We start from the raw sequence: 10396 nt of genomic DNA on the forward strand, positions 1-10396 counted from the left end.
TAAATATGAATATTTTATTAGTTTGTCCTACCTAAGTAGGGCTTTTTTAAAGTTGAAATCTATTATTTTAATATATCAAATTCTGGAGGAAGAAGTTTTGATTAACCTTACAAGATGCTTTTTTACATTTAGAATATTGAAAATAATAGTTTACTAATGTAAGATTAGGTAATAATCAGAAAATTCTGTTACGAAAGTGAGGCGTTTTGTATGGGTAAGAAAATTCCTGAACAATGGTGGAGCCAATTAAAGTTACCAGCCATTTCTGCTCCAATGTTTTTGGTGTCTGGACCTGAATTAGTTGAATCAGTTTGTATGAATGGTGTGATTGGGTCTTTCCCTGCACCTAATGCACGTCCAATTGAGCTGCTTGATCAATGGATGGGTAGTTTAAATGAGAATCTTGCTTTAGCGCGAGAGAAAGAACCAGAGCGTAAGATTGCACCTTGGGCGATAAATATGGTCGTGCACAGTTCATATAGTCGTTTGCAGGAGGAACTTGAACTGTTGAAAAAACATCAGCCTCAGCTTGTTATTACTTCCTTAGGGAGTCCAAAAGTTGTTGTTGATATTGTACATAGCTATGGTGGGCTTGTATTTTCTGATGTTAGCGATATGAAGTTTGCAAAAAAGGCAGCTGAGGCTGGCGTTGACGGTTTGATTCTAGTTTCTACAGGAGCGGGCGGTCATGCTGGAAATCTAAATGGATTTGCTTTTGTTGATAGTGTTCGTACGTTCTGGGATGGCATTATCGTGCTTGCAGGTGGAATTTCTACTGGGAAAAGCATTTTAGCTGCACAAGCTGCAGGTGCTGACTTAGCATACATGGGAACACGCTTTATCGTTGCTGAAGAAAGCTTGGCAAATGATGAGTACCGTCAAATGCTAGTAGATTCTACCCAAGACGATATCGTTCTGACAGATGCATTCTCTGGAGTAAAAGCAAATATGCTAATTCCGAGTATTGTAAAAGCCGGTCTTGATCCAGCCTTATTAAAAAAGAAAGATAAAGTTGAATTTGATAGCATGAAAAATGAAACGAGCGCAAAAGCCTGGAAAGAAATTTGGTCAGCAGGCCATGGGGTTGGTGCGATTACAAAAATCAGTTCAGCAGCTGATATTATTAGTGAGCTTGAAGTAGAATACAATGAAGCTGTTCAAAAGCTAAATGAACAGGCTGAAAAATTAAAGTCGACAGTTAATAAATAACACATAATTTGTAAGCGTTTTAGTAATTGATAAAAACACTTTGGAAACTTTTTTCTGAAGTGTTTTTCATGTTTTTCAAATTTGTAAAAAAATAGTCATCTTATGATCACAACTTCCATCATTTTCTTCTAGTTACATATGTTAATATTTTCACAAAATATAATCGGTAATATGAAGATAGGAGGATCTTATGAAAGAAAATACGAAAATGTGGTGGAGTATTGCATTTTTATTATTCGTGGTCAGTATTGGTGTTGTATTAAAGATGATGGACGTTCCGCCTTATGGGATTCAATTTATGAAGGATCTATTTAAATAAAAATGAACAAGAAAATTTAAAAAATAGGAATTATGATAATTGGACTTGAAATTAATTTATCTGTTACAAAAGTACGATTATGTTCAAATAGCCTACAAAACTTAATGGTGGAATATTTAAAAGGGAAAGTTGGATAAATAAAGATCTATCCTTATTTAAAATTAAGTAGATGTAATTTTTTATTCAATTTATTTAATGGGGAAGGCTATTATTTATGAAAAAACCGCCCAATCAGAGCGGTTTCTTCATTATTTCGTCAACCCAAACAACTTCGTCTGAGTTTCCTTTCCTGCGATTCCATCAACTTTTAATTTATATTTTTTTTGAAAATTTATCACAGCTTGTTTTGTTTTTGAATCGTAGATACCGTGAGTAGATCCGGTATAGAATCCGAGTTTCTTTAGTGCGTTTTGTAAATCTACTACGCTTTTTCCTTTTGAACCTTGTTGTAAGGTTGCATATACTTTTGGGGTAGGTAGGCTATAAAGCTTTGTTTGTACTTGTTTTCCTGCAATCCCATCAATCTGTAAATGGTATTTCTTTTGAAATGTTGTGACTGCATTTTTGGTTTTCGTATCATATAATCCGGTCACTGTCCCAAAGTAGAACCGATGTTTTTTGAGTGCGGTTTGTAATTTTTTTACACTTTCACCTTTAGAACCAATTTTTAGTATTGGATATGCAGTTGTAGCTTTGGCAGGTGGGGGAGGTGTGACTTTCTCGTCATGCGTTGTCATCCATCTTTTATAATTGCTCCAAATTGCTGTGTTTTCATCACCAAGTGACCAACTACCTGTGCCTTTTAAGTCATATTTATGAACCAAGTCTACTTTTGCCTTCAGTGAAGTTAGATTTTCATACCAAAATACATATGTCCCAGGTTGTAAAGTTCTACCATGTATAACTGGAAGCGTGTCACCACTTTTAATTGTGATTGTTGCTTTTGGTGATTGTTCTGTTTGATCGTATGAAACGACTCCTTTATATTTCGAAATGAGCGACTCTACTTGATTTACTCCTACACCATATCCACCTACAGCACTGCCATCCTTCCAATATCGGCCAAAAAATGGTACGCCGAGTACTATTTTGTCTTTTGATACACCTTGGTTTAACGCGTATTGAATTGATTTGTCGACCCAGTCTCTACTCGCTACTGGCCCAGTAGTACCACCCTCATAGTGTTCATCATAAGCCATGATGAACAAATAATCCGCATAATTAGCTAAAGCCTTATAGTCATAGGATCCATGCCATCCTTGTGTCCAGCCATAGGGATTTGCGGCAACGGCAACTGATACTTCTTTATCCTTTGGTAGTTTGTTTCGAAGTAGCTTTACTAAATCAGTGTAAGCTTCTCGATCATCATCGGTTACATTTTCTATATCAACATTAACGCCGTCTAAATTGTTTTTCATGATAAAACTGGCAATTTGACTGGATAAAACTTCACGGTTTGCTAAAGCAGTTCGTCCTAATTCTCGATCCCAATGATTACTTAGGAAAGGCACAACCTTCATGTTTCGTTTATGTACTTCACTCACTAATTTTTCACTAAACTGATTTGTAACATTAAGTGTCCCATCTTGATGAATATCAAAAAAGCTTGGAGCTACGAGATTTAAATTCCCTTTCGTCTGATCAATTTGAGAAAGATATGAGTCTGTGTTACCAAAGTATAAATAACTCATATTAAAATTTGCTGAATGTGCAGAGCTTTTCATTGGAAAAGACGCTAATATAAATGAACCAGCTACAATACTAATCGTTGCAGTTTTTATATGAGGGACGTTTTGCTGAATATATTCAATTGCTGACTTTTTTAAGCTAACAAACTTCTTTAGTGAGGTTGTTCCAAATTCACTTGAAAATTCTTCTAAAAAAGGTGATAAATGAACGATGATTGTTGTTTCACCATTCATCTCCTTTATTTCATATCTCTTAAACAATTCCAATTTCACTTCACCTACTTTTCAACTCAATCTTTTTTAGTATTTAAAAAAACAGGAAAATGTATCCAATCATTCTTGTTATTTCTATTAATTCGGAATAAGAATTTTATACTACAAAAATGAATTTAGTTTATTAGGTATAAAAGTATACATTTTGTATACGTGCCTTCATTTATCTATAAATTTATTAGAAATCTATATTATTTCTAATTTTATGTTGAAAAAAAAGAAAGAATTTTTCCTCATAAAAAGTCAAAAAAATGGTCTTAGATATATTTGCATCATTTTTTGTAGTTTTTAAGAGAATACTCATTTTTTACATGTCATCCATTCGTGAATAATGTCTAATATATCAGAAAAACATCTCAAGTATTTCAAAATGCGAACTTTTCTTGATAAAGAGATTTGGAGAATCATAGAAAAAACTAAAATTATGTCAGAAAAACATCAAACTTTGTCGGTAAAAATTTGTAATTTTATGTGAAATTCTACAAAATGAGTTTTTTTCTGCTATTTACGGGGGAAAATGGTCATGTTACTTTTTATGTAGTTAGGAAAATACACCTAACAATTGGATGAAACTGTTGAGAAGGGGGATTGTTTTAGTATTTCACTATAATTCAAAGGGGAGAAGCAAGTGAAAAAGAGAAAGAAATATCAAAGAAGTATGGCAGTAGGAGTTGCGACATTATTAACATTATCTAATGTTAGTATGGGACTTACTTCTGTTCATGCAGAGTCAGATGGGGATACTTCAAATTTTGAAGAGCCTAAAGCAGTTCCGCAGCAAAAAATCGATTTGGGTCAACATTTCGATGATAATGATAAAGTACGTGTAATTGTTGAGTTAGAAGGTGATCCAGCAATCGTTTTACCAACTAAACAAGGAAAACGATATAAGGATCTTCCTGCTTCACAAAAAGAACAATTACAATCAGCAGTACAAGGTGAACAAAATGAATTTTTATCTGATGCAAAGATAGAAGACATTGACTTTGATGTTGAAAACAAGGTAACAACAGTAATGAACGGTATTAGTGGTGAAGTAAAGTATGGAGAAATTGAGGAACTTGAAAAGCTACCAAACGTTGAATCTGTCAGTCTTGTAAATCAGTATCAAAGACCAACAGAAAAACCACAGATGATTTCTAGTAAAGACCTTGTTGAAACAATCCAAACATGGAATGCTGGATTTGATGGACGAGGAATGGTTGTAGGGGTTATCGATACTGGTATCGACTATACACACAAAGATATGAAACTGACAAATAATAGTCCTAAATTAACTAAAGAATCAGTGGATGCAGTTGTCGCAAAAGAAGGATTAAAAGGTAAGTTTTATACAAGTAAGGTTCCATATGGTTATAACTATGCTGATAAAAATAGTGAAGTTAGAGACCTAGGACCAGATGCATCAATGCACGGTATGCACGTTGCTGGTACAGTAGGTGCAAATGGTGATGAAACAGGAGATGGAATCAAAGGGGTCGCTCCTGAAGCACAGTTATTAGCACTTAAAGTATTCGGTAATGACCCTGCAATGCCTTCTACTTTCGGGGATATTTACATAAAAGCAATTGATGATGCGATTAAATTAGGTGCAGATGTTCTGAATATGAGTTTAGGATCAACTGCAGGTTTCGTAGATTCAAATAACTCAGAGCAAAGAGCGATTGACCGTGCAGTAAACAGTGGTGTTGTTATGTCCATTTCTGCAGGTAATAGCGCAAACTTTGGTAGTGGTGTTGATAAACCTTACGCGGAAAACCCAGATATTGGACTAGTTGGTTCACCTGGTTTATCAACTAATTCAATTTCGGTTGCCTCTTTAGAAAATAGTAAGATTACGTTAAAACAATTAACGATGAAGTTCGGTAATGAATCTCTTCCAATCGCATACAAAACTCAAGATTCTCCAGATTTTGTTGAAGTATTTGGCAAAACAAATGATCTAGATGTTGTGTATGTTGGTGATGGAAGTGCGGCTCAATACGTAGGTAAAAATGTAAAAGGAAAAGTTGTCTTTGCAGTAAGATCTGCAGCTGCTCCAAACTACGGTCAAATCCAACAGCAAGCAGAAGCAGCTGGGGCATCAGGCGTAATCGTTAGAGGAAACCCTGCCCATGGTGACTATGTAAGTATGGCTTTATTAAGTCCGAAAATTCCACTAGTTTCTTTAAGTCAAAGTGACGGTAATCTGTTACAAGAAAAAATTATCGCTGCTGGTGGAACTGCTAAAGTAAACTTCCCAGATAAACCAATGCAAGTAGCAAATACTGCAGCTGGTAGAATGTCGACGTTTACTTCTTGGGGGGTAACGCCTGATTTAGGTATTAAACCAGAAATTACTGCTCCAGGTGGTCAAATTTATTCTACACTTAATAACAATAAATATGGTGTTATGAGTGGTACATCAATGGCAGCTCCACACGTTGCTGGTGGTTCAGCTCTTGTGTTACAAAAAGTGCAACAATTATTCCCAACTCTAACAGGTGCGGAAAAAGTAAAACGCGCAAAACTTCTTCTAATGAATACAGCTAAACCTGTAACTGACCCAGACAACAATAATATCTACTATTCTCCTCGTCGCCAAGGTGCTGGATTAATGCAATTACATTCAGCAATCTCTACACCAATTTACGTTGTAAATAAAGGAACAAATGAAGGTAAGGTTGAATTAAAAGAAATTAATAACGATTCCTTCACAATGACATTAACAGCTACTAACTTTAGTAAAGAGGATGTAACGTATAATGTTGATGCTTCAGTGTTAACTGATGCGATTGCAAATGGCTATAATCAACTAAAAGAAAAAGTGATTTCTGACGCAAAAGTAACAGTTGCTACACCTAAAATTACTCTTTTAGCGGGTGAATCAGCTGATATTACTGTAAGAGTTGATTTAACAAATGCGAAAGCTGCATTAGAAGCATTAATGAAAAACGGTTATTTTGTAGAAGGTTTCATTAAATTAACAAATGATTCACAAGAAAATCCTTTCCCAGCAATTTCTGTACCGTTCGTAGGATTTAAAGGTGATTGGAACAAGGCTCCAGTATTAGATGGAATGATCTACGATGCAGACTCATTCTACGGATATGCTGGTATGGTTGATGAGTACGGTGAGTACTTAGGTTTCAATAAATTTAATGGTTATGACAAGAATTTAATTACAATTTCACCAAATGGTGATGGCTTGAATGAAGCAATCACACCAGTTCTTTCATTCTTACGTAATAGTAAATCAGTTGAATACAGCATTGTGAATCAAGCTGGAACAACATTAAGAAAAATTACAACAGATGGAGAACAGCGTAAAAACTATCTTGTTGCTTCTGCAGGAGCAGCATCACTGTACTCTTACAAAAAGATCACACAGTGGGATGGTTTAATTAATAACAAGAAAACGGCTGATGGTCTTTACTATTATCAAGTAAAAACACAAGTAGACTTAGCTGGTGAAACTCCGCAAATTGTAAAAATACCAGTTCGTGTTGATACAACTGCACCAACAGTTTCAAATGCGGCTTATAGCAGCAATACTGGATACTTATCATTTACAGCTAGTGATACTGCTTCTGGTAGCGGATTACAATTAGTTGAAGTTTATGTAGATGGCAAAAAATTAGGTGAAGTTAACCCAACAGGAAAAACAAACTTTAAAGTGAAGATTGGTAAAGTAAACGATGGATCTACAATTGAAGTAGTTGCTTATGACTATGGATACAACACTGGTGGTCAATCATTAACTGGTAAATGGGATAATACAATTCCATACATCATTACTGATTCTCCAGAAGCTCTAGGATACTATGATACTCGTGAAGTTCCATTATCTGGTTATGTAAGTGATGGTTCAGCAGTTGAGTACTTAAAAGTGAAAGGCGATAAGATCGAAGGTGGAGAAATCGACTTAGATCTTGAATATAACTCAACATTAAAAGAATATGAGTTTGCTACACAAATACCATTTATTGAAGATGGCGTTCATGAGATTTATTTTGAAGGTGAAGATTCAGTTGGTAACCACATTGAATTTAGACGTCAAATTATCGTTGATACTGAAGGACCGACAGTTGATGTAACTGGAGTTCCTGAAAATAACTACGTAACAGCTGACGGACAAGATCCTGAAGTAACAGTTACAGTAGCAGATAATTTTGATGAGCTTCGTTTACAAGTAAATGGAAGCGAAGAATTCAAAACAATATTTGATGAGCCATTTGAAAGAAGAGCTCTTACAAAAGAACAAAAAGTAACATTACATTTAGAGCCAGGTGAAAATAACTTTGAGTTCACAGCTACAGACTTAACTGGTCATGTAGTAACAAAAACAATTTGCATTTATAAAGGTGAAGCTGCCCCTGCTGCATTTGTTACGAACTTCTCAGCATCACCATCTCAAGATGTAAGTGCAAACCGCCCATATGAATTTACTGCAGAAGCTTCTACTTCAATTAAATGGAATGCAAAAGTAGTAGATCCAAATGGAAAAGAATTTGCCCTTGAAGGAGCAGAAGGTAAGACTTACAAATCTACATTCACTCCAGATGCTTTAGCACAAAATGGTTCTTACACATTAGTGTTAACTTCTGAAGATGGTACTCTATCAAAATCTCAAACATTTACAGTTGTAAACTTCCCAATCACTGTAAATAGCGTTTCTACAATTGATGGAGCTGGAAACAAAACATCTGCCTTCAATACTAGTGATACTGTAAGTGTGAAAGGTAACTTGAAGAACTTAGGACAAAATGCAGTAAGTCCTACAGTATTCGTTCAAGTAAAAGATGCTGAAGGAGCAGTCGTATACTTCAAACAAGTTGATCTGAATACATTGAAAAAAGGATCAATGAATAGATTTGGAGTAGATCTTGCACTGGATGGATTTGAAAAAGGATCTTATAAAGTAGAAGTATTTGTATGGGATCAAAATAATAGCCCATTAACAGAAAGCAATAGTCAACAAACATTTACAGTGAATTAAGTAAGTAGAGAAGTGGGAGGTGCGTCTTGCCTCCCTGACTTCCTACCAATTATGCAGGGAGTGAATACTTTGAAGAATAAATTATTGATGATTCTAACAACTTTTGTCTTAACAATTGGAATTGTTATACCAGTATTTGCATCAACAGTAACTGTGGATTTTAAAACAGATAAGGCGGCTTATTTAGCTAGCTCAACAGTTTCAGTAACAGGTAATGTTTTAAAAGATGGACAAGCAGGTAAAGGAACAAATCCATTATTACAATTGCTAAATCCGAGTGGACAAGTAATAGAAGTTAAGCAGTGGAATGATAGTGATATTGGTACAAACGGTGCAATTTCAACAAATATTAAATTAGCTTCAAATATTGCAAATGGTACATACACTCTTCGATTAACAGCAGGAGGAGAATCTAAAACAAATGAAATCACAGTTTCAGGTGGGGTAACTCAAACAGGATCTGTGACAATAGGATTTGATAAACCTGAATATTCACCAAGTGGATTGGTTCGTATAGATGGTAATGTGTTAGTTGATAGTAAACCTGCAAGTAAATCTGTAACTCTTAAAATTGTAAATGGTCAAACAGAAAAAATAATAAGTTCTAGATCAAACGCAGCGGGAGCATTTACAGCAACATATACACTTCCAGCAAATGCTTCAGGTACATATACAGTGACAGCTTCAATTGATGGTATGAATGCAAGTCAAACGAAAACATTTGTTATAAAAGCAAATCCAACAACACCAACAGATCCAGGTACACCACCACCAGGTCCAGTTGTACCGCCAACTGATCCAGAGCCACCAGCAACAGGCTTAGAAACACCAAAAGTGGATGCAGTTACATCTGAAAGTACAGTCATTTCAGGAAAAGCAAAAGCTGGTACTACTATAACAGTGACAGATAAGAAGGAATTCAATGTCACAACGACAGCTGATGCAAGTGGATCATTCTCTATTAATCTATCAAAGAAAATAAAAGAAGGAACAGTTTTATATGTAAAAGCAACAGATTCAAAAGGTGAAGTGAGTAATGAGGTAGCAATTGTTGTAGCAGACAAAACAGCTCCAAAAGCACCGACAGTATCAGCTTTAAAAGATTATGACAAAGTCATCACTGGTAAAGCAGAAGCTGGCTCAAGCATTACAATTACATCTGGTACAAAAGTAATCAAAACGGGGACAGCAGATAAAAATGGAAACTTTAAAATTTCTATTTCTGTTCAAAAAGCAAATACAATCCTGTTAATCACTTCAAAAGATAAAGCGGGTAATGTTAGTACTGTAACGAAGGTAAAAGTGCTTGATAAAACAGCACCAGGTGCACCAACAATCAATAAAGTTAAAGCATCATCTAAAACAGTTACTGGTAAAGCTGAAGCGGGTGCAACTGTCTACGTGAAAGTAGGTAAAAAAGTAATCGGAAGTGCCGTTGCAAACAGTAAAGGTAGCTACTCAGTTAAAATTAAAAATCAAAAAGCAGGAACAACACTTGTTATTTACGTAAAAGATAAAGCAGGAAATGTAGGGAAATCGAAATCAATTAAAGTGAGTAAGTAAGAAAAAGCTTGTGGATGTGATGATCCACAAGCTTTTTTATTTATTTCAAGCTTCGTAAAGTAAAAACCGATAATTCAGGTTGACTAAAAAATCTAACAGGTAGTCTTGTTGTGCCAATTCCCCGATTTACGTAAAGTTTCATTGGCTTTAAGCTTTTTTGAAGATCATAAAGCCCTTCTGTATATTTTGTGGCAAGTGGTGGTGTATAAATTGCTTTATGAAATGGTAGTTTCACTTGACCGCCATGACTATGTCCAGATAGCTGTAAATCAATCGGATATTCATATAGTCTATTAGCGATGTCTGGTTCGTGAACTAATAGTAATGAAAAAGCATTCTTGTTAATTTCATTAAATGCATTTTTAG

6 protein-coding genes are annotated in these 10396 nt (G+C 35.1%); 4 read left to right on the forward strand and 2 right to left on the reverse strand.

Translation table 11 applies throughout. The features are described 5' to 3' along the window. Positions 1 to 210 precede the first annotated feature (210 nt). Both V7056_RS08120 and V7056_RS08125 read left to right on the forward strand, forming a co-directional pair. Positions 211 to 1209, forward strand: coding sequence for an NAD(P)H-dependent flavin oxidoreductase (locus V7056_RS08120; protein WP_499700912.1), 999 nt, complete (start codon positions 211 to 213; stop codon positions 1207 to 1209). Positions 1210 to 1399: 190 nt separating this feature from the next. Then, positions 1400 to 1528 carry a hypothetical protein gene (locus V7056_RS08125; RefSeq protein WP_499700914.1) on the forward strand — a complete coding sequence of 43 codons (129 nt, stop codon included), beginning with the start codon at positions 1400 to 1402 and terminating at the stop codon, positions 1526 to 1528. Between the two features lie 248 nt (positions 1529 to 1776). Here the strand turns inward: V7056_RS08125 and V7056_RS08130 are convergent, their stop codons facing one another. Beyond that, entirely contained in the window at positions 1777 to 3489 is a 1713-nt protein-coding gene (locus V7056_RS08130) for a glycosyl hydrolase family 18 protein (protein ID WP_499700916.1), read from the reverse strand. Positions 3490 to 4117: 628 nt separating this feature from the next. Between V7056_RS08130 and V7056_RS08135 the strand changes: the two genes are divergently transcribed. Both V7056_RS08135 and V7056_RS08140 read left to right on the forward strand, forming a co-directional pair. Then, complete coding sequence (locus tag V7056_RS08135; RefSeq protein WP_499700918.1) at positions 4118 to 8467, forward strand: S8 family serine peptidase; 4350 nt, start codon at positions 4118 to 4120, stop codon at positions 8465 to 8467. Positions 8468 to 8536: 69 nt separating this feature from the next. Further along, the gene (locus V7056_RS08140; protein WP_499700920.1) at positions 8537 to 10030 is read left to right on the forward strand and encodes an Ig-like domain-containing protein; all 1494 of its coding nucleotides are present in this window, start codon (positions 8537 to 8539) and stop codon (positions 10028 to 10030) included. A 40-nt stretch (positions 10031 to 10070) separates the two neighbouring features. Here the strand turns inward: V7056_RS08140 and V7056_RS08145 are convergent. Continuing rightward, positions 10071 to 10396: metallophosphoesterase (locus V7056_RS08145; RefSeq protein ID WP_499700922.1), on the reverse strand; the 326-nt coding region annotated here is incomplete at its 5' end.

This window comes from Bacillus sp. JJ664 (assembly GCF_036962205.1).
GTDB lineage: Bacteria > Bacillota > Bacilli > Bacillales > Bacillaceae_G > Gottfriedia.

Bases quoted from the DNA above. Each gene is read 5' to 3' on its own strand.
- V7056_RS08125 (WP_499700914.1), top strand. From the start codon at position 1,400: ATGAAAGAAAATACGAAAATGTGGTGGAGTATTGCATTTTTATTATTC.
- V7056_RS08120 (WP_499700912.1), top strand. From the start codon at position 211: ATGGGTAAGAAAATTCCTGAACAATGGTGGAGCCAATTAAAGTTACCA.